The sequence below is a fragment of the Lysobacter gummosus genome, assembly GCF_001442805.1.
Lineage (GTDB): Bacteria > Pseudomonadota > Gammaproteobacteria > Xanthomonadales > Xanthomonadaceae > Lysobacter > Lysobacter gummosus.
The window spans coordinates 4,466,320-4,492,491 of record NZ_CP011131.1; the positions used below are offsets into that span (position 1 = coordinate 4,466,320).

Genomic DNA, 26,172 nt, shown 5'->3' on the forward strand with positions numbered 1-26,172 from the left:
ACCTTAGTTGCGCAGCCGGCTCAGCTGGATCGCGTTGAGGCGATCGGAGGCTGTGCGGGCCGCGTCGGTGCCGGGATAGCGGGTCGCGACGTCGGCGAGCGTGCGCTCGGCGGCATCGACCTGTTTCAGACCGAACTGTGCCAGGCCGACCTTGAGCAGGGCGCCGGCGGCCTTGTCGTGGGTCGGATAGCGATCGAGCAGGGCCTGGAACTGCTCCTGCGCGAGTTGGTAATTCTGCGTGACGTAATAGCTTTCGCCGAGCCAGTACAAGGCGTTCGGCGCATAGGTGCCGCCCGGGTGCGCGGCCAGGAATTCCTGGAACAGCCGCGCCGATTCGACGTACTGCCCGGCCTTCAGAGCGCCGAAGGCGGTGTCGTAGGCGGCGCGTTCGTCGCCGCTCTGGGCGATCAGGCCCGCATCGCCGTGCACGGTCGGCGGGCTGTCCTTCACCGCCGCGGGCGGCGGTGTCGGAGCGGATGCCTGCGGCGAGCCTGCGGCGGGCGCCGCGGGTGCGCCGGCACCGCCTTCGAGACGGTTGAGGCGATTATCGGTGTCCAGGTACTGGGCTTTGCTGCTGTCTTGCAGCTGCTTGTTCTGCTGCTGCAGTTCTTCGATCTGCGAGCGCAGGGCCTGCATTTCGGTCCGCAGCTGGGTGACCTGGTTGAGCAGGTCGAGATTGGCCTGATTGTCCGAAGCGCGCTGCTCAAGCACCGCGACGCGGTCGGCCAGGCTGGCGCGCTGGGCAAAAGCGGGCGTGGCGGCCGTCGAGGCCGCCACGATCGCCAAGGCTAGTGCGAATTTACGCATCGCTGATAAGCCTTCGTTGTATAGCGTGGATGTTTACGACCGCGGCTTACTTGGCGGTGTAGACGATCTCGACGCGACGGTTCTTGGCCCAGCAGTCTTCGTTGGACTCGGTGCAGACCGGGCGCTCTTCGCCGTAGGAGGTCACGGTGATCTGGCTGCCCGAGCCGCCGTTGGCCTGGATCGCCGAGGACACCGCCTTGCCGCGGCGCTCGCCGAGGCCGAAGTTGTACTCGCGGCTGCCGCGCTCGTCGGCGTTGCCTTCCAGGGTCATGCGCGAGGACGGACGGTCGCGCAGGTACTTGGCGTGGCAGCCGACGATGGCCTGGAATTCCGGCTTCAGCGAATCCTGGTCGAGGTCGAAGTAGACCACGCGCTGACGCAGGCAGGCGTCGGTGTCGAGGTCGTTCGGGCCGTAGGCGCCGGACGCGGTCGGGCCGGTATCGCCACCGGGCTGGGTGGTGGTCGGGCCGGTGGAGTCGGTCGGCGGGACTTCCTTGACCTTCTTCGAGCAGGCGACGGCCGCGGTGCAGAGCACGGCGGCGAGCAGAATGCGGGCAGCGTTGTTCATGGGGTATTCCTCGTCAGTTTATAGCGTGGGGCAGGAGTCGTTCGGGGGTCAGCAGGCGAGCTGGCGCGATCTGCGCATGGGGTCGGCCGGCGCTTCAGCGCGGCAGCCGGTAAGGTCCCCAGGCCGGTTCGCGCACGTCGCCGTCCGCGAGCACCAGGCGCTGGCGCACCCGGGCATCGGCGGAAACGGCATACAGCACGCCACGGCGTCCTTCGCGCGCAGCATAAATGATCATGGAGGCATTCGGGGCAAAGCTCGGCGACTCGTCGAGCGAACCGGGCGACAAAGTGCTCCAGCGCGGCGAGCCGAGGCTGGAATCCATCATCGCGATGCGGTAGGTGCTGCCGGCGCCCTGCGCGGTGACGATCTTCTTGCCGTCGTAGGACACGTCGGCGCTGGCGTTGTAGCTGCCCTGGAAGGTCACCCGGGTGGCGCCGCCGCCGCTGGCGGCGACCACGTAGATCTGCGGCTTGCCGCCCCGGTCGGAGGTGAAATAGATCTTGCTGCCGTCGGCCGACCAGGTCGGCTCGGTGTCGATGGCGAAGTGGTTGGTCAGCTGGGTCAGCGCCTTGCTGCCCAGGTCCATCACGTAAATCTCCGGGTTGCCGCTGCGCGACAGGGTCAGGGCCAGGCGGCGGCCGTCGGGGGAGAACGCCGGGGCGCCGTTGATGCCGCGGAACTTGGCGATCAGCTCGCGGCTGCCGGTGCCGATGTTCTGGATGTAGATCGAGGAATTGCCGCCCTCGAAGCTCACATAGGCCAGCTTGTTGCCGTCCGGGCTCCACGACGGGGACACCAGCGGTTCGGGCGAGCGCACCACGGTCTGCGGGTTGTAGCCGTCGGAGTCGGCGACCATCAGCGCGAAGTTGCTGCCGCGGCCCAGGCCGGTAGCGGTCACGTAGGCGATGCGGGTGAAGAACGCGCCGCGCACGCCGGTGATCTTCTCGTACACCGCGTCGGCGATCTGGTGGGCGACATCGCGCATCGCGTTGGAGCGCGCGGTCAGGGCGAAGCCCAGCAGGCGCTGCTGCTTGGCCACGTCGAACAGTTCGTACTCGACCCGGTAGCTGCCGGCGCCAGCGTCGGCGACGCGGCCGACGACGATGTAGTCCTGGTTGAGCGCGCGCCAATCCGGATAGCTGATCTCGCTGCCGCGGGTCGGCTTGGCCGTCATCTGCTCGACCGGCAGGCCGCGGAACTGGCCGGAACGGTTGAGGTCGTTGCGCACCACTTCGGCGATATCGGTGGGCGGCGCGGCGGCGCCCCCCTGGTAGGGCATCGGCACGACCGCGATCGGCGTGGCCGATGCGTTGCCGCCGACGATGTCGATCTCCAAGCCTTGCTGCTGGGCCGCGGCGGCGAGGGGAAGCAGGAGAGCCAGCAGTGAAGCCAGCCAGCGCAGGGATCGTTTCATCGGCACTCCGTGGGGTTCAACGGGGGTTTGTTCAGGTTCGGCATTGTTAACGCTGTTGAGTGAACGTGGGCTCAAAACCTGGGGTCAATTTGCATTTCCGGCAGGCCCGGCCGGCCCAACGGTCGCCAACGGCGCGGATCGGCAGGGATCGGAGGCGAAAATTCGCGATCATCCGGACCGCTTCGGCACAACGCCGTTCGGCGGCCAGAGCGTCTCAGCGCTCGCGCAGACGTCTCCACCAGCGTTTGACCTTGCCGTCTTCCGCGTCGTCGGGCTCTTGCGCGCGCAGATTCAGCCGCAGCTGGCGCTTGAACACCTGTTCGTAGCCCTCGTACGGCAGCGGCTGGGCCGCCCACACCGCCGCCAGCAGCGAGCTGCGGCCGGCCTCGTCGAGGTCGCAGGGGGCGACCGTCTGCACGGCCGCCACCTGCCCGCCCGGCAACTGGCGCAGGTCGAGGGTGCAGGTGCTGTCGGCGGCCACGCTGGACGGCGGACGCCAGCGCTGCAGGATGTTTTCGCGCAGCAGTTCGTAATAACGCAGCTGGTTTTGCGGCAGGCAGCGCTCGGGCTGCGAGCAGTCCGAGCCCATCGGCTCGGGACGGCGCGCGGCGGCCGGCGGCGCGAACGCGGCGACGGCCATCGCCACCACGACACCGAGCAAGACCAGGCGCGAACCGCGCGCGGCAGCGAAGGCGGCCATCAGCGGTCCTCGGCCTTGAAGTTGAGGTTGAGGTTGCGCGAGAACACTTTCTCGAAGCCGGCGTAGGGCAGCGGCTGGGCCTTGAGCACGGCGGCCTCGATCGAACGCCGGCCTTGTTCGTCGTAGCCGCAGGGCTCGACGACTTCCACCGAGATCACGTTGCCGCCGGGCAACTGGCGGATGTTGAGCCGGCAGCCGGCGCCGATCGGCACGGTGTCCGGACGCGTCCACTTCTGCACGATCGCCGATTGCAGCGCGGCGGCGTAGCGCGCGGCCAGGCCGGCGTCCACGCCTTCGTTGCCGGCCGGCTGCGACGGCGACGGCGACGCCGCGTTCTGGCTGGCGTTGGCGGCGCGCGCGTCGGCGAGCTGCTGCAGCTTCTGCTCGGCCAGATTGGTCTGCTTCTGCAGCTTGGCGCGCTCGGCGCGGATCTTTTCGAGTTCCTTGAGCTTTTCCTGCTGCTCGGCGGCCAGGCGCTGCTGTTGCTGCGCTTCTTCCTGGCGTTTTTGCTCGGTCAGATCGACCTGCTCCTGGCGCGCCTTGGCTTCCTGCACCTTCTGCTCTTCGGCCCGGTTGGGCGTGGGCGTGTCCACCACCTGTTCCTGGCTGGTGTCGTCGGGCACCGGGATGAAATCCTGCGGCGCCTGCTGCTGCGGCGCGGGCGCGTCCTGCGGCTTGGGTTCCGGGATCGGTTGCGGCAGCGGCGCTGCGTCTTCCGGCTCGGGCGTGGGCAGCGTTTCCACCGGCTTGGGGCGATTGCGCAAGGTGCGCTGCATCGCCGCCGACAGGTCGCTGATGTCGGTGAGTTCGGAGGAAATCGGCGAGCCCGCGGCGGCCACCTGCTCGCTTTGCCAATTCCAGAGCATGCTCAGGAAAATGGCCACGATCAGCAGGCCGTGCAGCAGCACGACCACGATCACGGCTTGCACGGTGTCGGCGCGGGTTTCCCTCATTGCGCCCGGCTCCGCTGCTCGGGCTGGCTCATCAGGCCGACTTTTTCCACGCCGGCGTCCTGCAGCACCTTCATCGCGTCGAAGACTTTCTGGTAATTGGCCGTGCCTTCGGCGGCGATGAACACCTGCAGCTTGTCCTTGCCGTTCTGCTTGACCAGGGCGCCGATCTTGGTCGCCAGGGTGTCGCGGCTGACGGCTTCGTTGTTGCCGGCCTTCAGCGCCAGGAAGTAGTGCCCGTCCTTATCGACGCTGACCACGATCGGGTCGTTCTTGGCGTCGATGGACTTCACGTTGGACTTGGGCAGCTCGACGTCTACGCCCAGGCTGAGCAAGGGCGCGGTGACCATGAAGATGATCAGCAGCACCAACATCACGTCGATGTAAGGCACGACGTTGATCTCGGCCTTGAGCTTGCGTTTGCGCGGGCGGCGGATAGCGGTGCCGGACATGGCGGATTCCTCGTCGGTTGCGCTCGATTACGGCGAGCGCAGCGGTCGCGCTGAGCGCGGGCTGGGCGGAGTGGTGATCGGCGCGGGCCGCATCACTCGTCCAGGTGCGCCTGCCGCTGCAGGATCGAGGAGAACTCTTCCGAGAACGCGTCGTACCGCACCGCCAGGCGTTCCACTCCGGTGGCGAAACGGTTGTAGGCCCACACCGCCGGGATCGCCACGAACAGGCCCATCGCGGTCGCCAGCAGTGCCTCGGAGATGCCCGGCGCGACGTCGGCGATGCCGACCTGCTTGGTGGTGGACACCAGCGAATGCATCGTCACCATGATGCCGAACACGGTGCCGACCAGGCCGATGTAGGGCGAGGTTGAGCCGATGTTGGCCAGCAGTTCCAGGTTGTGTTCAAGCCCGTCGAGCTCGCGCGAACCGGTCGCGCGCATCGCCCGCTGGGCGCCTTCGAGCTGGGCGCGGGCATCGACGCCGCGACGCTGGCGGATGCGGTTGAACTCGCGGAAACCGGCTTCGAAGATCGCCTCCAGGCCGCCGACCGAGCGCGCGCGCTCGGTGGTGCCGGCGTAGAGCTTGGACAGCTCCGCGCCCGACCAGAAACGCTCTTCGAAATGGTCGGCCTCGGACCTGGCGCGGCGGATCACCTTCCACTTGCGGAAGATGATGAACCACGAGGTGATCGAGGCGATCACCAGCAGGGCCATGATGAGCTGAACCGGCAGGCTGGCCTTGATCACCAGATCCCACAGATTGAAGCCGGCGGTGGCCGTGGCGGCCGCCGCGGCGCCTTGCGTCACGGCCTGGGCGGCTTCCTCCGGCAGGGCTTGCACAGTCGTGGCCAGAAGCGCGATCAGCGATGACGTCATGCTTGGTTCTCCGTAGCCCGATACGCGGGCCTGTGATGGGGCAGCGCGGTCCGTGGGGAGTCAACGAGCCGCGGGGTGTGGAGGGGTTGAAACGGTAATTTGATGCGGAAGTTTTTACAGCGAAGTTCGTGAAGCGCGGTGCAAGGCGCCGGGCGGGCCGCCGATGCGGTCAGCCGCCGTCGCCGGGCGCTTCCTGCGCCTGCAATTGCGCCAGCATCCCGGGCGGGATCGCGCATGGACGCCAATGCTCGGCGTCCACCGCGGCGACCCGGACCTCGGCGCTGATCAGCGTTTCCGCGCCGCGCCGCACGGTCTGCGCGAAGATCAGGCTGGCGCGGCGGCAGCGCCGCAGTTCCACCGTGACCTCCAGCGCGTCGTCCAGCCGCGCCGGCTTGAGGAAACCGATCTGCATGCCGGCGACCACGAACAACAGCCCGTGATCGCGGCGCAAACCGTCCTGGCCGTAACCCAGCGCACGCACCCATTCGCTGCGCGCGCGCTCCAGAAACGCCAGATATTGCGCGTGATACACCACGCCGCCAGCGTCGGTATCTTCCCAATACACGCGTGTCGGCCAACTGAATAGCTGGGATTCGGGCGTCGGGGATGGGAAATCGGACGTCAAGAGCGGGCTCCCAGGACAATCGCTTGCATCGCAGTCGTGCTCACAGCTCCGGTTCCGGGTCGAACAGATTGGGCGTGTCCACGCGCGGCTTCAGGCCCATCAGGCGATAGGCCTTGGGCGTGGCCATGCGACCACGCGCGGTGCGGATCAGGTAGCCCTGCTGGATCAGGAACGGCTCGATCACGTCTTCGAGCGTGCCGCGCTCCTCGCTCAGCGCCGCGGCCAGCGATTCCACCCCGACCGGGCCGCCGTCGAAGGACTCGATGATGGTGCGCAGCAGGCGCCGGTCGAGATCGTCGAAGCCTTCCGGATCGATCTTGAGCATGAGCATGGCCGCATCGGCGGTGGCGTGGTCGATGACCCCGCCGGCGCGAACCTGGGCGTAGTCGCGCACGCGCCGCAGCAGGCGGTTGGCGATGCGCGGGGTGCCGCGCGAGCGCCGGGCGATCTCGGCCGCGCCCTCGGGCACGCAGGAAATGCCCAGTATCTGCGCCGAGCGGCGCACGATCCGGGTCAGCTCCTCGGCGTTGTAGAACTCCAGGCGCTGGGTGATGCCGAAGCGGTCGCGCAGCGGCGCGGTCAGCAGGCCGGCGCGGGTGGTCGCGCCGATCAGCGTGAACGGCGGCAGGTCGAGCTTGATCGAACGGGCCGCGGGGCCTTCGCCGATCATGATGTCGATCTGGTAGTCCTCCATCGCCGGGTACAGCACTTCCTCGACCACGGGCGAGAGGCGATGGATTTCGTCCACGAACAGCACGTCGTGCGGCTGCAGATTGGTCAGCAGCGCGGCCAGGTCGCCGGCTTTCTCGATCACCGGGCCGGAGGTCTGGCGCAGGTTGACGCCCAGTTCGTTGGCGATGACGTGGCTCAGCGTGGTCTTGCCCAGGCCGGGCGGGCCGAAGATCAGCACGTGATCGAGCGCCTCGCCGCGCTGCTTGGCGGCCTCGATGTAGATCTTGAGCTGCTCGCGCACCGGCTGCTGGCCCAGGTACTCGTCCAGGCGCTTGGGCCGGATGGAGGCCTCGATGGCGTCGTCTTCGCGGGTGGCGCCGGGAGCGAGGATGCGTGGATCGTTCATGCGGATATGTTCGCATGGGACGGGGGGACGCGGGCAGGACTGGATGAAGGTTTGGCCGCGATTGACGCAATGACGCGGCGAATTCGGCGCGAACGAGCCCCCTTTGAAAAAGGGGGCGGGCGGCCATCGTGGTTGTGACGCGGCGATGTCGGTGGGGCGCCGGGGGATTTGCTGTTGCGCGGCTTCGTGAAAAGCGAATCCCCCCTGCCCCCCTTTTTCAAAGGGGGGAATCGACCTCGGGGATGCGGGTGGGCGGGTGGTGGACGCTTGTGTCTTCAGACGAAATGCACGTCGTAGCGATCGTGTACCTGCGCCAGCGTCTGCGCATCGACCTCGCCGCGCAGGATGCTCGGCAGCATGCGGAAGTAGTCGAAGCGTTCCACGCCCGGGGTCAGGGTGATGAAGACGTCCGCGACCTCGCCGGCGGTGGCGGCGAAGGAATGCACCACGCCGGGCGGAATCACCGCGTAGCCGCCCTGCTCCACCCGCACGGTATCTCCGCCGATGACCATCTCCAGGACGCCTTCGAGCACGTAGAAGGCCTCGCTGGAACGCTTGTGCAGATGCGGCCGGGCACCGGCCGCGCCGGGCTGCAGGCGCAGGCGGTTGGCGCCGAGCGCGCCGCAGCAGTCGCTGGCGTCGGCGAGCAGCCACAGCTGGGTGCCGTCGCCGGCCATGGTCTCGGCGTCGGCCTGCTGGATGACGAACGCGCGCGGATCGGACATCGGGAAACCTCGTGATCGATGAGAGTCAGCACGAGGCTAGGCGCACGCGCAGCGCGCGTCGCCGTTGCGGATGGAACGGTTATTCCCGGCTCGCCGCGCGCATCGCAGCGTTCCTGCAAAGCCGCTTGCCGATATGACAAGCCGCCGATCCGGCGACCGCTCAGATCTCGACCTGGGCGCCCAACTCCACCAGCCGATTGCCCGGAATCCGGAAGAACCCGGTCGCCGGCGCGGCGTTGCGATGCATGAAGGCGAACAGGCGGTCGCGCCAGATCGGCATGCCGCGATGGCGGCTGGCGACCACGGTTTCGCGGCTGGCGAAATACGTGGTCTCCATCGGATCGAAATAGATGCCGCCCGCGTCGCACGAGCGCATCAGCGCCAGCGGCACGTCGGGCACTTCCATGAAACCGAAACGGATCAGCACGCGATAGAAATCGTTCCCGATCGATTCGATCTTGAGCCGCTTTTCCAACGGCGCGTGCGGCATGCCCAGGGTTTCCACGGTCAGGAACACGTTGCGCGCGTGCAGCACCTTGTTGTGCTTGAGGTTGTGCATCAGTCCGTGCGGAACCACGTCCTTATCGGCGGTCATGAAGATCGCCGTGCCGGGCACGCGCACCGGCGGCGCCAACATCAGCCCGGGCAGGAAGCTGTCGAGCTGGATGCCTTCCTTGCGCACCTCTTCGTGCAGCAATTCGCGGCCGCGGCGCCAGGTGCGCATCATCGTGAACAGGATCAGGCCGAGCAGCAGCGGGAACCAGGCGCCGTCCATGAACTTGATGATGTTGGCGTAGAAGAACGCCACGTCCACCAGCACGAACACCGCCGCGAGCAGCCAGAACAACGGCGCCGGCACACGGCTGTTGGCGCGCAGGTAGATGATCATCAGCACGCTGGTGATCAACATGGTGCCGGTCACCGACACGCCGTAGGCGGTCGCCAGCGCGGTGGAACTGCCGAAGCCGACCACCGACACGATCACCAGCGCCAGCAGCATCCAGTTGACCGCCGGAATGTAGATCTGCCCGATGGTGTCGCGCGAGGTGTGCTTGATCGCCATGCGCGGGATGTAGCCCAGTTGCATGGCCTGGCGCGCGACCGAATACGCGCCGGTGATGACCGCCTGCGAGGCGATCACCGTGGCCGCGGTGGCCAGGCCGATCATCGGGAACAGCGCCCATTGCGGCACCGCTTCAAAGAAAGGATTGGCGACCGCCGAGGGCTTGTTGAGCATCAGCGCGCCCTGGCCGAGGTAGTTCAAGGTCAGCGCCGGCAAGGCGAAATAGGTCCAGGCCAGGCGGATCGGCCATTTGCCGAAGTGGCCCATGTCGGCGTACAGCGCTTCGCCGCCGGTCACCGCCAGCACCACCGCGCCGAGCACGAACACCGCATGCCAATTGTGTTCGGCGAAGAAACGGATGCCCCAGACCGGGTTCAGCGCCTTGATCACCTGCGGCGCCTCGACGATGTTGTACACGCCGATCGCGCCGAGCACGAAGAACCACACGATCATCACCGGGCCGAAGGCCCTGCCGACGACTTCGGTGCCGAAGCGTTGCGCGATGAACAAGATCACCAGCACCGCCACCGTGATCGGCACGATGAAACGATCCAGCTGCGGCGCCGCCACCTCCAGGCCTTCCACCGCCGACAGCACCGAGATCGCCGGGGTGATCACGCCGTCGCCGAAGAACAGCGAGGCGCCGAAGATGCCGAGAATCCCGATGATGTAGACCGCGCGCGGATTGTGCTTGACCGTGCGCTGGGTCAGCGCGGTCAGGGCCATGATGCCGCCCTCGCCATCGTTGTCGGCGCGCATGATCACCGCCACGTACTTCAAGGTCACCACGATCATCAGCGACCAGAACACCAGCGACAGGATGCCGAGCACGGTGTGCTCGTTCGGCACCAGCCCGTAATGCGGCGAGAACGCTTCCTTCAAGGTGTACAGCGGGCTGGTGCCGATGTCGCCGAAGACGACGCCGATCGCGCCGGCCACCAGGCCGGCCATGCCGGTCTTGGCGTGGCCGCTGGCGCCATCGGCGTGAGCGTGGGAGGGCTTGCTGGCGGACATCGGATTCCCCGGAATGGACGGCCGGCCCGGCGAACGGGCGCGGCGCTGCGCGAACTCTAGCGCTTTATGGATGACGCCGACGCGGCACGCCAGGCCGGCGCGGCGCGAACCGCGTCACGCCGCCGGCCCGGGGCCGGCGCTCAGATTTCGACCTGAGCGCCCAGTTCGACCAGCCGGTTGCCCGGAATCCGGAAGAAACCGGTGGCCGGCGCGGCGTTGCGGTGCATGAAGGCGAACAGGCGGTCGCGCCAGATCGGCATGCCGCGGTGGCGGCTGGCGACCACGGTTTCGCGGCTGGCGAAGTAGGTGGTATCCATCGGATCGAAGTAGATGCCGCCGGCGTCGCACGAGCGCATCAGCGCCAGCGGCACGTCGGGCACTTCCATGAAACCGAAGCGGATCAGCACGCGATAGAAGTCGTTGCCGATCGCCTCGATCTTGAGCCGCTTCTCCTTCGGCGCATACGGAATGCCGAGGGTTTCCACGGTCAGGAACACATTGCGCTCGTGCAGCACCTTGTTGTGCTTGAGGTTGTGCAGCAGTGCGTGCGGCACCACGCCCTTGTCGGCGGTCATGAAGATCGCCGTGCCCGGCACGCGCGCCGGCGGCGCCAGCATCAGGCCGGGCAGGAAACTGTCGAGCTGGATGCCTTCCTTGCGCACTTCCTCGTGCAGCAGCTCGCGGCCGCGGCGCCAGGTGCGCAGCAGGGTGAACACGGCCAGGCCGAGCACCACCGGGAACCACGCGCCCTGGAAGAACTTGGCGCCGTTGGCGAAGACGAAGCCGACATCGACGATGAAGAACACCACGCACAGCGGCAGCACCCACTTGCGCCAGCGCGGCCACAGCGCGCGCGCGACCAAGGCCAGCAGCAGGGTGTCGATCAGCATCGTGGTGGCGACCGAAATGCCGTATGCGGTGGCAAGCGCGGTGGAGCTGCGGAAGGCCAGCACCACGCCGATCACCGTGATCGCCAGCACCCAGTTGATGTACGGCACGTAGATCTGGCCGATGGTGTCGCTGGAGGTGTGCTTGATCTGCATGCGCGGGATGTAGCCCAGCTGCATGGCTTGGCGCGCGACCGAATACGCGCCGGTGATCACCGCCTGGGATGCGATCACCGCCGCCATCGTCGCCAGCACGATCATCGGGTACAGAGCCCACGACGGCACCGCTTCGAAGAACGGATTCTTGACCGCCTCGGGATGGTGCAGCACGAACGCGCCCTGGCCCAGGTAATTGAGCATCAGGCACGGCAGCACCATCGTGTACCAGGCGTAGCGGATCGGCTTGGCGCCGAAGTGGCCCATGTCGGCGTACAGCGCTTCGCCGCCGGTCACCGCCAGCACCACCGCGCCGAGGATCAGCACCGAATGCCAGCCGTGTTCCATGAAGAAGCGCACGCCCCAGATCGGATTCAGCGCCTTGAACACTTCCGGGCCCTGGATGATGTTGTGGATGCCGATCGCGGCCAGCGCGATGAACCAGATCATGGTGATCGGCCCGAACACCTTGCCGACTTTCTCCGTGCCGAAGCGTTGCGCCATGAACACCATCACCAGGATCAACACGGTGATCGGCACGATGAAACGGTGCAGCCCGGGCGCGGCGACTTCCAGGCCCTCGACCGCGCCGAGCACCGAAATCGCCGGGGTGATGACGCTGTCGCCGAAGAACAGCGAGGCGCCGAAAATGCCGAGAATGCCGACCACATACGCCGAGCGCCCGCCCTTGGCCAGCGTGCGCTGGGCCAGGGTCATCAGCGCCATGATCCCGCCTTCGCCGTCGTTGTCGGCGCGCATGATGATGGTCACGTACTTCAGCGTGACCACGATCATCAGCGCCCAGAACACCAGCGACAGAATGCCGAGCACGGTGTCGTGGTTGCCGGTCAGGCCGAAATGCGGCGAGAACGCTTCTTTCAGCGTGTACAGCGGGCTGGTGCCGATGTCGCCGAAGACCACGCCGATCGCGCCGACAACCAACCCCGGAAGCCCGCGCTTGGCCCCGTGATGGCCTGAGTCGTGTCCATTCGCGGCCTTATGGCCGTGAGCGTCTTTCGGACTGGAAGGAACAGTGGAAGACATTTCGCGTAGTTCCGTGGCGGAGGCCCGCCTTGGCTCAACGAAGCGCGGACTTTAGCGCTTTGCGGATGATGGCGGCGGCATCGTCGCCGGCGGCGACGGCGTCGCGCGCCATGCGCGCGGCTTCGGCCGGCTTGTAACCCAGTTGCTGCAGCGCGATCGTCGCCTCGCTCTGCGCGTCGGCGGGCACGCCGCCGTTGCCGCCGAGCGTCGCGCCGATGCCGGCCAGATCGGCGGCGCGGTCGCGCAGTTCGACCACCATGCGTTCGGCGGTTTTCTTCCCGATGCCGGGAATGCGCGTCAGCGCGGTGACGTCGCCGACCTGCACCAGGCGCGCGAATTCTTCCACCGGTACGCCCGACAGCACCGCCAGCGCGATCTTGGCGCCGATGCCGCTGACTTTTTGCACGTCGCGGAACAGACGGCGCTCGCCTTCGCGCAGGAAGCCGTACAGCGACACGCTGTCTTCCTTTTGCGCGTAGTGGGTGAACAAGGCGACTTCGCGGCCGATATCGGGCAGATCGTAGAACGTGCTCATCGGCGCTTCGAGCTCGTAGCCCACGCCGTGCACGTCGATGACCAGCCACGGCGGCTGCTTGTGCACCAGGATGCCTTTGAGACGACCGATCACGGTGAGACTCCAAACGCGGTATGCGGCACGCCGGGATCGGCGCGCCGCGAGGATTCAGGATTCGGACAATGTCGCCGGTGGGCGATTACGACAACGCGGCCGCGCGCACGGGTCCCTACCCCGCACGCCGCGTACTTCGCGGCGATCCCCGTGTCGGCGATCATTTCAGGCCCCGCGCCTGCGCAACTGCTGGGTGGAAATACCGGTGCGCTGGGCCGTAGCACTCATGTGGGCATGGGTCAGCGCGACCGCAAGCGCGTCGGCGGCGTCGGCCTGCAGCTTCACTTCGGGAATATTCAGCAACAGCCGCACCATGTGCTGGACCTGCTGCTTGTCGGCCGCGCCACGCCCGACCAGCGACTGCTTGATCACCCGCGGCGGGTATTCGGCGATCTTGATCCGCCGCCGCACCACCGTGGCCAGCGCCGCGCCGCGGGCGTGGCCGAGCTTGAGCGCGGAGGTCGCGGACTTGTCCATGAAGACGGTTTCGATCGCGACCTGGGCCGGCTGGAACTCGTCCAGGATGGCTTCCAGCCCCTCGCACAGCAGGCCCAGGCGCGAGGGAAAATCCTCCGCGTCCAGCAACTTGAGCGCGCAGGCGTGGACGAACGTGCAACGCCCGTCGCTGGCGACGTCGATGACGCCCAGGCCGGTGCGCTGCGAGCCCGGGTCGATCCCTAGGATTCTGATCACGGCTGGAGTCTACGCGTTACGCGTAGGCATCCTCGCCCAGATCGGCGTTGGAGTAGACGCTCTGCACGTCGTCCATGTCTTCCAGCCAGTTCAGCAGCTTGACCACTTGCTGCGCGGTCTCGCCGCTGACGGCGATGTTGTTGTCGGCGCGATAGGTGACTTCCGCCTGTCCGGCGACCAGACCGGCGGCGTCCATCGCCGCCTTGACCGCGACGAAGGCCTCCGGCGAGGTCAGCACGTCGATCGAGCCGTCCTCGGCGTAGACCACGACATCGTCCGCGCCGGCGTCGATCGCCACCTCGGTGATCTTTTCCTCGTCCGCGCCGGCCTCGAACCACAGCACGCCGCGCTTGGCGAACATGAAGGACACCGAGCCGTCGGTGCCCAGGTTGCCGCCGAACTTGCCGAAGGCATGGCGTACGTCGGCGACGGTGCGGACCTTGTTGTCGGTCAGGCAATCCACGATCACCGCCACGCCGCCCGGGGCGTAGCCCTCGTAGCGCATTTCCTCGTATTCCACGCCCTCCAGCGCGCCGGTGGCTTTCTTGATGGCGCGCTCGATCACATCCTTGGACATGTTCGCCGACAGGCCTTTATCGACCGCGGTGCGCAGGCTCGGATTGCCGTTGGGATCGCCGCCGCCGCGACGCGCGGCCACGCTGATTTCGCGGATGATCTTGGTGAAGATCTTGCCGCGCCGCGAATCCTCGGCGTTCTTGCGTGCTTCGATCGACGGACCTCTACCCATGGCGTTACCGGCGTGTTGTATGAACAAGCCGGCGATTTTACCCGATCAGGTTAAGGCGCGGACTCGAAAACGAGGATTAATGCCGCCCGCGCCGCCGGCCCGGCCTCAGTCGCCGAAACGGCCGCGACGGAAGAAGGCCTCGGCCATGCGCGCGGCCTGCGCGGAAAACAGCAGGCCGCTGTGGCTGGCCGGGATCACCGCATGCGCGGCCAGACCCGGCAGGCGCGTCTCGGAAACCGCCACGGTGCCGTCGCTGTCGCCGTCGAAGCGGCCGAAATAGCGGCCCAGGCCATGCGGACTGCTGCCGGCGATCAGCCCGATCTGGGCCTCGCCCTGCCACGGCGGGCAGCCGGTCTTGAGCAGATCCGCGGCGCGGCCCAGCGCGGGCGCGCTCCAGGCGTGGCTCGCCAGGCCGTGGGCGGCGGCGCTGCCGAGCAGCGGCGACCCCAGGCAGACCACGCGCCGCACCGGCAAGTCGGGGTGATCGCTCAACGCGCTCAGGGTGATCAGTCCGCCCAGGCTATGCGCGAGCACGTGGCCGGGGGCGCGACGCAGGCTGTCGATCAGACGCGGAATCGTCGCCTGCGGGCCTCCGCTGGCGCCGGCGTAGGCGAACACCTCCGGCTCGAACCCGGCCGCCGACAGCCGCGCGCCGAGCCAGGCCATCGACACGCCCGGCATCCAGATGCCGTGCAGCATCACGACCCTGCGAAGGCTGGGGGGTTTGGCCATATGCGTTCCTCGCTGCGGCTGCGGTCTTCGCAATATCGGGCCGTCGGGCTTGCGATCCAAGCAGCGCCGGGGCGGACGGGGACCGCGATGGGTCGAACGCCGGCGGCTTTCGCGAATCGTCGTGGCCGCCGAACGCGGCGATATCGGTGCATTGGTCGGACGCGGACGGATCGTCGCGGCGCGCCGCCAGTCCCGGTCGTCGGCGGCGCCGCGGCAGGTAGCAATCGCACAGTTTCACCGCACTCGCGGCGCCGAATCGCCCCTGGAGTTCAGCCCGGCCGGCGCGGCCGGCCGCCAGTCCACGCTACAAAACGAAACAAATTCATCACATTTCGATTGAAATAGTGGCGAATATCCTCACGACGAAAGATAAAGAACGATAAACCCTGCATAGCGTGACTCAGGTCCGTTTGTCCGCGCATACAAGCGCCAGGATTCGCGCCACCCTGGCCTGAATACTGCGCATGAGCCTCCGACACCCCGCCTCACCCGTCCTGACCGTTCTGGCTTCGGCCGCCGTGGCCGCGCTCGCGATGCTGTCCGCGCCGCTCGCCCACGCCGGCGAACTGCGCCCGGCACAGAGCAGCGACGACCTGCCCAACCCGCATCGCGGTTTCCTGCTGTGGGGAACCACCGTCGGCGCCGACGGCGGCCTGCCGGACAATCACTACGGCGCGTCGATGTACCAGATCTACGTGCCGTGGCGCGAGATCGAGACCGCCGACCAGCAGTTCGACTGGGCCGGTTTCGAGCAGCGCCACCTCGCGCCGATCCTGGCCGAGAACCCGAAGGCGACCTTCATCCTGCGCCCGGTCGCGGACTATCCCGACGGCGTGAGCAACAACATCAGCTTCTATTTCAACAAGACCGAAGGCCAACTCGAACGCGACTATCCGAAGTTCCTCGAACAGTCGCCGGTCAACGTCGTCGGCCACGACTACACCAGTTGCGGCGGCGACGGCCCGGGCCGCGCGCCGGAATACAACACGCCGCAGATGCGCGAGCAGTTGCGCCAGTTCGTGACCGCCTTCGGCCAACGCTACGACGGCGATCCGCGCATCACCGCGATCCACGTCGGCCTGCTCGGCTTCTGGGGCGAGTGGCACACCTCCGGCTGCGAAGCCTGGGAACCGGACGCGACCACCCGCCAGACCGTGCGCGACGCCTACGCGGCCGCGTTCGTGCAGACGCCGGTGCACACGCGCTACGCGCGCGCCAGCGACCTGGGCGGCACGACCTTCGGCATCAGCGAGGATTTCTTCCCGTCCTTCACCGCCATGTGCAGCGCCTACAGCCCGCAGATGCCGCGCTGCGACGACACCGGCTGGTGGAATCTGGAATGGGGCTTCCGCAATGAAGTCCCGGCCGCGCGCGAGAACTGGAAATCCAACCCGATCGGCGGCGAAAGCCCCTACGCCGACCAGAAGAAGACCTGGACCTCGCGCACCGCCAACATCGTCAAGATGCTCAAGGACTACCACTTCACCTGGCTCGGCCCGGCCGGCCAGCACGAGAGCGCCGGTTACGCCAGCCAGATGCGCACGATCAAGCGCGCATTGGGCTACGAGTTCACCGTGCGCCAGGTCAACTGGCCCGACAGCATGCGCGCCGGCGCCCCGATCCCGCTCAAGCTGAGCGTGGAGAACACCGGCTCGGCGCCGCTGTATCACCTGTATCAGACCGAGCTGCACTGGGTCGATGCCGGCGGCATCACCCGCGCCAAGGCCGCTTTCGACTATCCCTTGAACACCTTGTTGCCGGGCGCCGCGCCGAGCCTGCTCGATCGCACCGCGACGGTGCCGGCCACGCTCGCGCCGGGCAGTTACTCGCTGCGTCTGGCGATCGCCGACACCGCGCCCGGCCGTCCCGGCATCGCCGCGCAGAACAGCGGCCGCGACACCAGCGGCCGCCTGCCCCTGGGAACGGTGACTGTCGCTGCGGCCCGCTGACTTTGCCGCGGGCCGGCGTCCCGCGCGGGCGCCGGCCCGCGGTTTCGTCCCGGATCGCACGGCGGATTCGGGGCTGGACGGTTACAAACGGTCAGCCAAGCCGAAGTTCGATCACAGTTCGATGACAACACGCACCGATTCCGGCGAGACGGTGTTTGACCGCTGTCACGAAGCTTTGCAGCAAATGAAACCAGTCAAGCCCTTTGTAAAAATTTGGACAAATAAAAAGGTGATACATGTCAATTAAGTACAAGCCAGAAACAGCAAACCCTTGCTAGTGTGACGGCGCGCAATTAATCGAGGGCTGCGCCCGCTTCAGGATGCGCGCCACTCCTCCGCCGACGGCAACGCGTAATGGCCCACAGCCACCCTGCACTGCCCATCGTCAACGTCCTCGCCTCGGCCTTGCTGGCGGCGGTGGCGATGTACTCCGCGGCGCCGGCTTCCTGCCATCCGCGGCGGCACGTGTCGTTGATCAATCCGATCCATCTGTATTTCGACCGTGTCGAAGCTCAGCTTCAACACGACTACCCGCTGCTGCTGCGCTGGGCGCCGGACAAGCTGATCAGCCAGGGCCGCATCGATTGCCGCTGCGAGCAGATTCCCGGCGACCCGGGCCTGAGCCGCAGTGTGTCGCAGATACGTAAACAACTACGCAGTTTCATGCACAGTTTCGGCTGAGGCCAAACGGCGTCGCCCTGGCCGGCGCGCAGGCGTTCAGGCCCGGGTCCCGCTCCGTAGAAGACGCTGCTCACATAAGCCGAAAACGCTATAAGAACGTGCGATGACGCCGCCGCGATCCGCGTGCGCTGTCACGTTTGCGGCTGCGGCCGGCTTCTAGATTCCGGCCACGCCCAGCGAGGGCGTTCACCAGGGAGTCGGTATGTATCGATCGTCATGGTTTCTGGCGTTGAGCCTCGCGCTCGCGCCCTGTCTCACCGCACATGCTGCACCGCCGCGGGTCACCAATGGCCTGGTCGGCGAATGGCATCTGGACCTGTCGGGCACCACCGCTTACGACACCAGCGGCTACGGCCGCAACGGCACTGTCGTCGGCGGCGCCGCCTCGTCGTGGGGCTGGCTCAGCACCTCGGCCGACCTGAGCGGCGGCAAGTACGTGGAAGTCCCCAATTCGCCGAACCTCAACTTCGGCACCGGCAGCTTCACCCTCGCCGCGTGGATCCGCATGGCCGCGCCGGGCTCGTCGGGAGTGAAGACCGTGATCGAAAACCGCGGCGGCGGCAACGGACGCGGCTACGTGTTGGCCGTCGATCAGGGCCGCAACGTGCTGCTGCAACTCAACGATGGCACCACCTGGGCCAACTACGTCTCCGACGGCAGCCTGACCATGGCGCCCAACCGCTGGCATCACATCGCCGCGGTGGTCAACCGCAGCAGCGCGCCGTACACGATCTCGTTCTACATCGACGGCCGCCGCACCACCGCGCAGCCCTCGCCGATGCTGGCCAACATCGACAACACCGTCCTGCCGTTCCAGATCGGCGGACACATGAACATCCCGTCGTACCGCTTCAGCGACCGCGTCGACGAAGTGCTGGTCTACAACCGCGCGCTGCCGGCCGACGCCAGCGGCGGCCTGGGCGACATCATGTTCGCCGGCCGCACCAACTTCCAGCCGACCTACTGGAACGACGGCAGCACCCGCCAGCGCAACAACAACTGCTACAACTACGCCAACAACAAGGGCACCAACACCTTCGCCCAGCCCGGGCGCGCGGCCGGCGGCATGTACACCTCGCTGACCTGCGCGGCGGTGCGCGCGGCGGCCGAGCGCGACGGCCTGGAGCCGGTCGCCGACACTGCGATCAACGCCAGCAGCTACAAGAACATTTCCGCGCTGGTGGTCGGGCCCAACTACGACTACCACTGGTACCGCCGCGACGCCAACGGCAAATGGACGCACAAACCCGGCAGCACCGCGGCCACCAACCGCGACAACTCCGGCAACGAAATCACCGATCCGCGCACCGCCAATCGCGGCCCATACACGGATTTCTGCGGTTTCTACCGCGTGTGGTCCGACAGCATCGAAGGCAGCGGTCATGAACAAGTCAACTGAGCCAGCGGCTCACGGAGGAACCATGCACAAGCGTTCGCTCAAGACTCTGATCGCCGCGTTGGCGTTGCTGGCCGCGCCGGCCCTGGCCCTGGCCGCCGAGGCGCCGAGATTGCAGATCACCTACCTGATCTATTCGGGCCGCCCGAACCCGGTGGTCACCGTCACCGATGCCGCGTCGATGCGCGCGATCGAAACCCGCCTGACCGACGCGCTGGCGGCCCCGGCCAAATCCGGCGCCGCGGCCGAGCCGATCCTGGGCTACAACGGCATCCTGATCGAGCACGTCGGCGGTTCGTCGGCGAAGAGCAGGCCGCAGCCTCTGGTGATCAAGGGACAACAGGTGCGGATCGACACCGCGCCGGCCAGCGATCTCAAGTCGGCCACGGCGACTACGCGCACGTCGGCGGCGGCAGGGGATCTGGAGGCGATGTTGCTTAAGCTCGGGCAGAAGCGCGGAGCGTTGGATGCCACGACGTTGAACGTGTTGCTCGACGGACGTTGATAGTCTGATTGGTTGACGTCGTCAGACGTACGGCCCTGCTTCGCGATGGCGAGGCGGGGCCGTTTTGTTTTGGGGTCGAGTGCGCGGGGTAAGCGCTGCCGGCGAGGAATTTGCTCTGGCTCTGGCTCTGGCTCTTGCTCTGTTTCTTGCTTTGTTTTTCGCTCCGGTCCTAGCTTTGGCATTGCTTTGGCTTTGGCTTTGGCTTTGGCTTTGGCTTCGCCTTTGCCGTTGCTTGGCGCCGCCTGTAACTCGCGAGACCAGGGACACCCGGAGGGCGGCGCACATGGACGTGCGCCGGGTCCCGCCGTGTGCAGGATGCCCACTGCGGGACCTGCCCGCGCAAGCATCGCACTCGTGGCTCTTGACTCGAAACAGCCAAAGCCCTTTCTTTGGTTACTTTTGACCGAAGGAAATCCCGTGGGACTTTGTGGCTTTGGACAAAGAAAGTGACCCGCCGCTCTATGGCGGAAGCGTTTAGCGTTTGATCTTGCTTATAGCGTTTGATCTTGCTTGAAGCTTCTAAAGAATCCGAAGCCTCAGATCGAAGCACCCAGCCCTGCGCACTCCCTCCTACCGTCATTCCCGCGAAGGCGGGAATCCAGTGCCTTTCGTGCGAGAACGCTTGAAGTCGCTGGATTCCCGCCTTCGCGGGAATGACGAGCAAAAACACAGAAGCCTCAAGCAGAGCAAGAGCGAGATCAAACGCTAAACGCTTCCGCCATGGAGCGGCGGGTTACTTTCTTTGTCCAAAGCCACAAAGTCCCACGGGATTTCCTTCGGTCAAAAGTAACCAAAGAAAAGGCTTTGGCAGTTTCGAATCAAAAGCGACGAGTGCGATGCCGACGCAGGCAGGTCCCACATTGGGCATCCTGCCCAAGGTGGGACCCGGCGCACGTCCTTGTGCGCCGCCCTCCGGGTGTCCCTGGTCTCGCGAGTTACTAGCTGCGCCCGGCAACGACAAATACAAAGGCAAAGCAAAATCTTGGCAATGGCAAAAGCAGGGCTAAGCCAAGACGAAGCACAATCCTGGCAACGGCATCAGCCTGCCGCGCCCCGCCGCAAAACAAACTCATGATCGTGAGTACCACCCACGATGAACTCGTACTCGCCCACCCGCTCGAACCCATAACGCGCATAAAACCGCTGCGCGCCGAAATTCTCCGACCACACCCCGATCCACAACGTGCGCGGCCCATCGCGCAGCAGCCATTCCAGCACCGTCTCGAACAAGCGCGCACCCCAGCCGCCGTTCTGCGCCTCGCGCAGCAGGTACAGACGCTTCAGCTCGCCATCGCCCGGCGCCACCTGCGGATGCGGCAGGCCGCACGGGCCCGCGGCGGCGTGGCCGACGACGACGCTGTCTCGCTCCAGCAGGAAGATCGCGTAGTCCGGATGCGACAGGATGATCGTCTGCTTCTCGATCGAATAACTGTCGCGCAGGAAAAACTCCAGATCCTCCGGCGGATACATGGCGCCGAAAGTCTCCACGAACGTGCGCGTGGCGATATCGGCCACGGTCGCGGCGTCGGCGACGCCGGCGCGGCGGATCGAAAACTGCGGGGTTTCGCTGCTCATAAGGCCTCGCATGGAATGAAATTCATCGACATGCCAATGGATCGGAGCCAAACCGATCCCCTCAAATGCATCGACCCGGCGCGAAGCCGGGTCGATGCGCCGATCTAGCTCAGATCAAGCCGATCTCAAGCCGGATCTTTCTTCGGCCGCACCATCACATGCACTTCCGCCAGCTGCGCGTCCGGAATCTTTGAGGGCGCGCCGGTCATCAGGCATTGCGCGGTCGTGGTCTTCGGGAACGCGATCACGTCGCGGATCGATTCGGTACCGGCCATCAGCGCGGCGATGCGGTCGATACCGAAGGCGATGCCGCCGTGCGGCGGCGCGCCGTACTTCAGAGCGTCGAGCAGGAAGCCGAACTTCGCCTCGGCTTCCTCCGCGCCGATGCCGAGCAGATCGAACACCGCCGACTGCATCTGCGGACGATGGATGCGGATCGAACCGCCGCCGATCTCGTTGCCGTTGAGCACCATGTCGTAACCGCGCGACACCGCGGTCTTGGCGTTGGTGCGCAGATCGGCGATGTCGTCCACCGCCGGCGCGGTGAAGGGGTGATGCAGGGCGACGTAGCGCTGCGCCTCTTCGTCCCATTCGAACATCGGGAAGTCGGTGACCCACAGCGGCTTCCAGCCTTCGCCGACCAAATCCAGATCCTTACCCAACTTCAAGCGCAGCGCGCCCATGAAGTCGCTCGCGGTCTTGTAATCGGCCGCGCCGAAGAAGATCGCATCGCCGTTCTGCGCGCCGGTGGCTTCGACGATCTTCGCCAGCGTCGCGTCGTCGAGGAACTTCGCGATCGGCGAGTTGATGCCCTCGCGGCCCTTGCCGGCGTCTTCGATCTTCATCCACGCCAGGCCCTTGGCGCCGTACTTGGCCGCGTGCGCGCCGGCTTCGTCGATCTGCTTGCGCGAGAACGCGCCCGCGCCCGGCGCCCGCAGCGCGATCACGCGACCCTCAGGGTGGTTGGCCCAATCGGTGAAGACCTTGAACTCGCAAGTCTTGACCAGTTCGGCGATATCGACGAATTCCAGATCGATGCGCAGGTCGGGCTTGTCCGAGCCGTAGCGGCGCATCGCTTCGGCGTAGGTCATGCGCGGGAACTGCGCGTCGAGTTCGACGTCGATGCTTTCCTTGAACACGACCCGGATCATGTCCTCGACCGTGTCCTGCACGTCGCGTTCGGACACCCAGGCGAACTCCATGTCGAGCTGGGTGAATTCGAGCTGGCGGTCGGCGCGCAGCGCTTCGTCGCGGAAGCAGCGCGCGATCTGGTAGTAACGGTCGAAGCCGGCCACCATCAGGATCTGCTTGAACAGCTGCGGCGACTGCGGCAGCGCGTAGAACTCGCCCGGATGCATGCGCGCCGGGACCAGGAAGTCGCGCGCGCCTTCGGGCGTGGCCTTGGTCAGGATCGGGGTTTCGATGTCCTGGAAGCCGCGCGCGTCGAGCCAGCGGCGCAGCGACTGCACCAGACGGATGCGGGTGCGCATCATCTTCTGCATTTCCGGGCGGCGCAGGTCCAGGTAACGGTAGGTCAGGCGGGTTTCTTCCCCGGCGTTCTCGTGGGCGTGGAACGGCAGCGGCTCGGCCTTGTTGAGCACTTCGATCGAACTCGGCAGCACTTCGACCTTGCCGCTGCGGATCTTGTCGTTGGCCGCGCCGCGCACGCGCACGGTGCCGGTGACGCGCACGCAGCTTTCCACGCTCAGGTCGCTGGCGGTCTTGAACAGGTCGGCCATGTCCGAATCGACCACGATCTGCACCACGCCTTCGTGATCTCGCAGATCGGTGAACACCACGTGGCTCTGGACGCGATTGGTGTTGACCCAGCCGCACAAGGTGACGGTCTGGCCGATCAGCGCCTCATCGACGAGGCCGCAGAAGTGGGTACGCATGGAAGCTCCGATAGGTGGATCTGTGAATCGTGGGGGATGCAGCAGGCGGATGGACCGGGCCGCGGCGGGTGGCCGGGCCGGATCGCCTCACCGGCCGGGGGCCGGGACCGGACATTCTAGAGCACCGGCAGCGCACCGGGGGTTCGGCCGATCTTTTGGGAGGGCCTTCAAGCTCGGGCTTTTCCATCCGCGTCGGCGATCGGAGCCGAAAGCGTCGGGCCTGAAGGCCCTCCCACAAAAGACCCTGGCGGTATCGGGCGATGTTGAATGCCGTCTGGCGACTATGCGTTTCGTGGGCGCGGCCCTGGCGGCGTCTTTACGGGTATTGGCGCGACATGAGCGCTGATCACCCCGAATGCCGTCATTCCCGCGAACGCGGGCTCCGCTTTACTTCGGCGGAGCCGAACATCCAGCGACTTTCGTCCAGACCGCGGCAAGACACTGGATTCCCGCGTTCGCGGGAATGACGGACTTGAAAGGATGTCGCTCAAGGGCAGGCCGAGCTGCCCCCCAAAGCAGAAAAGCAGAAAGGGCGCCTTCCGGCGCCCTTTCACGATCACATCGACGGCTCAGCGCCGAAGGCTCAGGCCGCCCCGCCGCCCGTGGCCGGCTTGCTCGCCGGCGCCGATTCGGCCTTTTTCTCGGGCTTGCTGTCGCCCTTCTTCTCGGCCGGCTTGCTGTCGCCGCCGGAGGCCGAGGACGAACCACCCGAGCTGCCCTCGCCGGCCAGATTGCGCTTCTTGTCGCCGTCCTTCTTGAAATCGGTCTCGTACCAGCCGCCGCCGGCCAGACGGAACTGAGGCGCGGTCAGCTGGCGGCCGACCTTCTCGGCGCCGCATTCGGGGCAGATGGTGGGGTCGGCGTCGGACAGCTTCTGCAGGCGGTCGAAGCTGTGGCCGCAGGCGCTGCACTGGAAGGCGTAGATGGGCATGGCGATGGCTGTGTTCGGAACGGCAGAGTGGGACAGTTTGGGGGCGGATCGGGCCGATGCAAGCGCTGCGGGGGCGTGAGGGCTGCGGTTCGGGGCTTGCGTGCCCTCATCCGCCCCTTCGGGGCGCCTTCTCCCGCAAGCGGGAGAAGGGAACGGCCGAGCCTTCGTTCCGAGCCCCTTTTCGCTCGCGGCAGAGGACTGCAACCTCAGGCCGCGTCGTACAACGCCATCCACTCCGCCTCGGCCTTGGCCAATTCGGCCGCGACCTGTTCGCGCTGCTTGGCCAGTTCGGCGGCGTTGTCGCCGCCGCCGGCGTACTTGGTCGGGTCGGCCAGATCCATGTCCAGCGTGTGCAGCTTGGATTCCAGTTCGGCCATGCGCTTTTCGGCTTCGGCCAGCTTGTGCGGATTGGCCTTGCGCGCGCCCTTGCCGGCCGGCGCCGCCTTGCCCGCGGCGGTGGCCTGCGCGGCGGCCTTGGCCGCGGCCGCTCCCTTGCCGTCGTTGCTGTTGTCGCGCGTGCGCAGCCACACCGCGTAGGCGTCGAGGTCGCCGTCGAACGGCTGCGCCACGCCATCGGCCACGCGCCAGAAGGTTTCGCAGACCAGGCCGATGAGGTGGCGATCGTGCGAGACCAGCACGATCGCGCCGTCGAAATCCGACAGCGCTTCGGCCAGCGCTTCGCGCACGTCCAGGTCCAGGTGGTTGGTCGGTTCGTCGAGCAGCAGCACGTTCGGCTTGCGCCAGGCGATCATCGCCAGGGCCAGGCGCGCGCGTTCGCCGCCGGAGAAACCATCGACCGATTCGAAGGCGCGGTCGCCGGGGAAATTCCACTTGCCGAGGAAATCGCGCAGTTGCTGCGTCGACACGCCCGGCGCGATCTCGGCCAGATGGTCGATGGGGCTTACGCCCTCGTGCAGCGATTCGACCGTGTGCTGGGCGAAGTAGCCGATGCGCAGGTCCGGATGGCCGCCGCGCTCGCCGGTCAGCAGTTCCAGCTCGCCGACCAGCGATTTCACCAGCGTGGATTTACCCGCGCCGTTGGGACCGAGCAGGGCGATGCGGTCGCCGGCTTCGAGGATGAAGCTGACATCGTCGAGGACGACGTGATCGCCGTAGCCGCAATCGGCGTGGATCAGGCGCAGCAGCGCGTGCGGCAGCTTGGTCGGGGCCGGGAATTCGATGCGCAGCGCGCGTTCCTGCCGCACCGCCTCGGTGCCGACCATCTTGGCCAGGCGCTTGACCCGCGACTGCGCCTGCTTGGCCTTGGCCGCGCTGGCGCTGAAGCGGTCGATGAAGCTCTGCAGATGGGCGCGCTCGGCCTGCTGCTTTTCGTGGGTGATCTGCTGCAGGCGCAGGTGCTCGGCGCGCTGGCGCTCGAAGGCCGTGTAGTCGCCGGTGTAGAGCTTGGCCTTGCCGTCGTGCAGATGCAGGGTGTGGGTGGTGACTTCGTCGAGGAATTCGCGGTCGTGCGAGATCAGCAGCAAGGTGCCCGGGTACTTCAGCAGCCATTGCTCCAGCCACAGCACCGCATCCAGGTCCAGGTGGTTGGTCGGTTCGTCGAGCAGCAGCAGGTCCGACGGCGTCATCAGCGCGCGCGCCAGGTTCAGGCGCACGCGCCAGCCGCCGGAGAATTCCTTGACCGCGCGTTCGTGGGTGTCGGCGCTGAAGCCCAGGCCGTGCAGCAGCTTGCCGGCGCGCGCGGTGGCGTCGTAGCCGCCCAGTTCTTCGAGCTGGTGGTGGGCCTCGGCGACCGCCTCCCAGTCCTCGCGCTCGACCGCTTCGCGCTCGGCGGCGATGACCTTGTAGACGTTGGCGTCGCCGGACAGGACGAAGTCCAGCGCCGGGTCGTCCAGGGCCGGGGTCTCCTGCGCCACGCTGGCGATGCGCACCCGGTTGGGGACGTCGATATCGCCACGGTCGGCCTCGACTTCGCCCTGGATCGCCGCGAACAGCGAGGACTTGCCGGTGCCGTTACGGCCGATCACGCCCACCCGCCAGCCGGCGTGCAGGGTCAGGTCTACGTTGGACAGCAGCAGGCGTTCGCCGCGCCGCATGGCGAAATCACGGAAAGAAATCATGCG

Annotated in this window: 25 protein-coding genes; 5 read left to right on the forward strand and 20 right to left on the reverse strand. The window is 66.7% G+C overall.

Annotation, left to right across the window (positions count from 1 at the left end; all coding sequences use genetic code 11):
• Window positions 1-3: 3 nt before the first annotated feature.
• From ybgF to LG3211_RS18145, 16 genes are all read right to left on the reverse strand, one after another.
• Complete coding sequence (ybgF, locus tag LG3211_RS18070; RefSeq protein ID WP_057944040.1) at window positions 4-807, reverse strand: tol-pal system protein YbgF; 804 nt, start codon at window positions 805-807, stop codon at window positions 4-6.
• A gap of 46 nt (window positions 808-853) precedes the next feature.
• Window positions 854-1,375 carry a peptidoglycan-associated lipoprotein Pal gene (pal, locus tag LG3211_RS18075; RefSeq protein WP_057944041.1) on the reverse strand — a complete coding sequence of 174 codons (522 nt, stop codon included), beginning with the start codon at window positions 1,373-1,375 and terminating at the stop codon, window positions 854-856.
• 94 nt (window positions 1,376-1,469) lie between these two features.
• Entirely contained in the window at window positions 1,470-2,789 is a 1,320-nt protein-coding gene (tolB, locus tag LG3211_RS18080) for a Tol-Pal system beta propeller repeat protein TolB (protein WP_057944042.1), read from the reverse strand.
• 214 nt (window positions 2,790-3,003) lie between these two features.
• Window positions 3,004-3,489 carry an energy transducer TonB gene (locus LG3211_RS18085; RefSeq protein ID WP_057944043.1) on the reverse strand — a complete coding sequence of 162 codons (486 nt, stop codon included), beginning with the start codon at window positions 3,487-3,489 and terminating at the stop codon, window positions 3,004-3,006.
• Window positions 3,489-4,442, reverse strand: a complete 954-nt coding sequence (gene tolA, locus LG3211_RS18090; protein ID WP_057944044.1) for a cell envelope integrity protein TolA — start codon at window positions 4,440-4,442, stop codon at window positions 3,489-3,491. The genes LG3211_RS18085 and tolA overlap by 1 nt, the downstream gene beginning before the upstream one ends.
• Window positions 4,439-4,891: a protein TolR gene (gene tolR, locus LG3211_RS18095; RefSeq protein ID WP_057944045.1), complete on the reverse strand. Its 453-nt coding sequence runs from the start codon at window positions 4,889-4,891 to the stop codon at window positions 4,439-4,441. The genes tolA and tolR overlap by 4 nt, the downstream gene beginning before the upstream one ends.
• A gap of 92 nt (window positions 4,892-4,983) precedes the next feature.
• Window positions 4,984-5,766, reverse strand: a complete 783-nt coding sequence (tolQ, locus tag LG3211_RS18100) for a protein TolQ (RefSeq protein WP_057944046.1) — start codon at window positions 5,764-5,766, stop codon at window positions 4,984-4,986.
• 169 nt (window positions 5,767-5,935) lie between these two features.
• Entirely contained in the window at window positions 5,936-6,391 is a 456-nt protein-coding gene (gene ybgC / locus LG3211_RS18105; protein WP_057944047.1) for a tol-pal system-associated acyl-CoA thioesterase, read from the reverse strand.
• A 40-nt stretch (window positions 6,392-6,431) separates the two neighbouring features.
• Window positions 6,432-7,469, reverse strand: a complete 1,038-nt coding sequence (gene ruvB / locus LG3211_RS18110; protein WP_057944048.1) for a Holliday junction branch migration DNA helicase RuvB — start codon at window positions 7,467-7,469, stop codon at window positions 6,432-6,434.
• A 275-nt stretch (window positions 7,470-7,744) separates the two neighbouring features.
• The gene (locus LG3211_RS18115; RefSeq protein ID WP_057944049.1) at window positions 7,745-8,194 is read right to left on the reverse strand and encodes a cupin domain-containing protein; all 450 of its coding nucleotides are present in this window, start codon (window positions 8,192-8,194) and stop codon (window positions 7,745-7,747) included.
• 160 nt (window positions 8,195-8,354) lie between these two features.
• Window positions 8,355-10,208 (reverse strand): potassium transporter Kup, encoded by a 1,854-nt coding sequence (locus LG3211_RS18120; RefSeq protein WP_235115073.1) that lies wholly within the window; start codon window positions 10,206-10,208, stop codon window positions 8,355-8,357.
• 203 nt (window positions 10,209-10,411) lie between these two features.
• Window positions 10,412-12,358, reverse strand: coding sequence for a potassium transporter Kup (locus tag LG3211_RS18125; RefSeq protein WP_057944051.1), 1,947 nt, complete (start codon window positions 12,356-12,358; stop codon window positions 10,412-10,414).
• Window positions 12,359-12,392: 34 nt separating this feature from the next.
• Window positions 12,393-12,986 (reverse strand): Holliday junction branch migration protein RuvA, encoded by a 594-nt coding sequence (gene ruvA, locus LG3211_RS18130; RefSeq protein ID WP_057944052.1) that lies wholly within the window; start codon window positions 12,984-12,986, stop codon window positions 12,393-12,395.
• A 165-nt stretch (window positions 12,987-13,151) separates the two neighbouring features.
• Complete coding sequence (gene ruvC / locus LG3211_RS18135; RefSeq protein ID WP_057944053.1) at window positions 13,152-13,679, reverse strand: crossover junction endodeoxyribonuclease RuvC; 528 nt, start codon at window positions 13,677-13,679, stop codon at window positions 13,152-13,154.
• A gap of 16 nt (window positions 13,680-13,695) precedes the next feature.
• Window positions 13,696-14,427, reverse strand: a complete 732-nt coding sequence (locus LG3211_RS18140) for a YebC/PmpR family DNA-binding transcriptional regulator (RefSeq protein WP_057944054.1) — start codon at window positions 14,425-14,427, stop codon at window positions 13,696-13,698.
• Between the two features lie 105 nt (window positions 14,428-14,532).
• Window positions 14,533-15,159 carry an esterase/lipase family protein gene (locus tag LG3211_RS18145; RefSeq protein ID WP_057944055.1) on the reverse strand — a complete coding sequence of 209 codons (627 nt, stop codon included), beginning with the start codon at window positions 15,157-15,159 and terminating at the stop codon, window positions 14,533-14,535.
• A 121-nt stretch (window positions 15,160-15,280) separates the two neighbouring features.
• On the opposite strand from LG3211_RS18145, the gene LG3211_RS25920 reads away from it, so the two are divergent.
• From LG3211_RS25920 to LG3211_RS18165, 5 genes are all read left to right on the forward strand, one after another.
• The gene (locus LG3211_RS25920) at window positions 15,281-15,499 is read left to right on the forward strand and encodes a hypothetical protein (RefSeq protein WP_148649001.1); all 219 of its coding nucleotides are present in this window, start codon (window positions 15,281-15,283) and stop codon (window positions 15,497-15,499) included.
• Between the two features lie 124 nt (window positions 15,500-15,623).
• A complete protein-coding gene (locus LG3211_RS18150; RefSeq protein WP_057944056.1) occupies window positions 15,624-17,108 on the forward strand; it encodes a DUF4832 domain-containing protein in 1,485 nt (494 codons plus the stop codon).
• Window positions 17,109-17,462: 354 nt separating this feature from the next.
• Window positions 17,463-17,789 carry a hypothetical protein gene (locus LG3211_RS18155; RefSeq protein WP_057944057.1) on the forward strand — a complete coding sequence of 109 codons (327 nt, stop codon included), beginning with the start codon at window positions 17,463-17,465 and terminating at the stop codon, window positions 17,787-17,789.
• 202 nt (window positions 17,790-17,991) lie between these two features.
• On the forward strand, window positions 17,992-19,188 hold the full coding sequence (locus LG3211_RS18160) for a LamG domain-containing protein (RefSeq protein ID WP_083512641.1): 1,197 nt from the start codon (window positions 17,992-17,994) through the stop codon (window positions 19,186-19,188).
• Window positions 19,189-19,210: 22 nt separating this feature from the next.
• Window positions 19,211-19,690: a hypothetical protein gene (locus LG3211_RS18165; RefSeq protein ID WP_057944059.1), complete on the forward strand. Its 480-nt coding sequence runs from the start codon at window positions 19,211-19,213 to the stop codon at window positions 19,688-19,690.
• Between the two features lie 1,038 nt (window positions 19,691-20,728).
• Here LG3211_RS18165 and LG3211_RS18170 read toward each other — a convergent pair.
• The 4 genes from LG3211_RS18170 to LG3211_RS18185 all read right to left on the reverse strand — a co-directional run bounded on the left by LG3211_RS18170 (window position 20,729) and on the right by LG3211_RS18185 (window position 26,169).
• On the reverse strand, window positions 20,729-21,265 hold the full coding sequence (locus LG3211_RS18170) for a GNAT family N-acetyltransferase (RefSeq protein ID WP_057944060.1): 537 nt from the start codon (window positions 21,263-21,265) through the stop codon (window positions 20,729-20,731).
• Between the two features lie 125 nt (window positions 21,266-21,390).
• Window positions 21,391-23,160, reverse strand: a complete 1,770-nt coding sequence (gene aspS, locus LG3211_RS18175; RefSeq protein ID WP_057944061.1) for an aspartate--tRNA ligase — start codon at window positions 23,158-23,160, stop codon at window positions 21,391-21,393.
• Between the two features lie 583 nt (window positions 23,161-23,743).
• Entirely contained in the window at window positions 23,744-24,091 is a 348-nt protein-coding gene (locus tag LG3211_RS18180) for an FmdB family zinc ribbon protein (RefSeq protein WP_057944062.1), read from the reverse strand.
• Window positions 24,092-24,297: 206 nt separating this feature from the next.
• Window positions 24,298-26,169, reverse strand: a complete 1,872-nt coding sequence (locus LG3211_RS18185; protein ID WP_057944063.1) for an ABC-F family ATP-binding cassette domain-containing protein — start codon at window positions 26,167-26,169, stop codon at window positions 24,298-24,300.
• Between the last annotated feature and the right edge of the window lie 3 nt (window positions 26,170-26,172).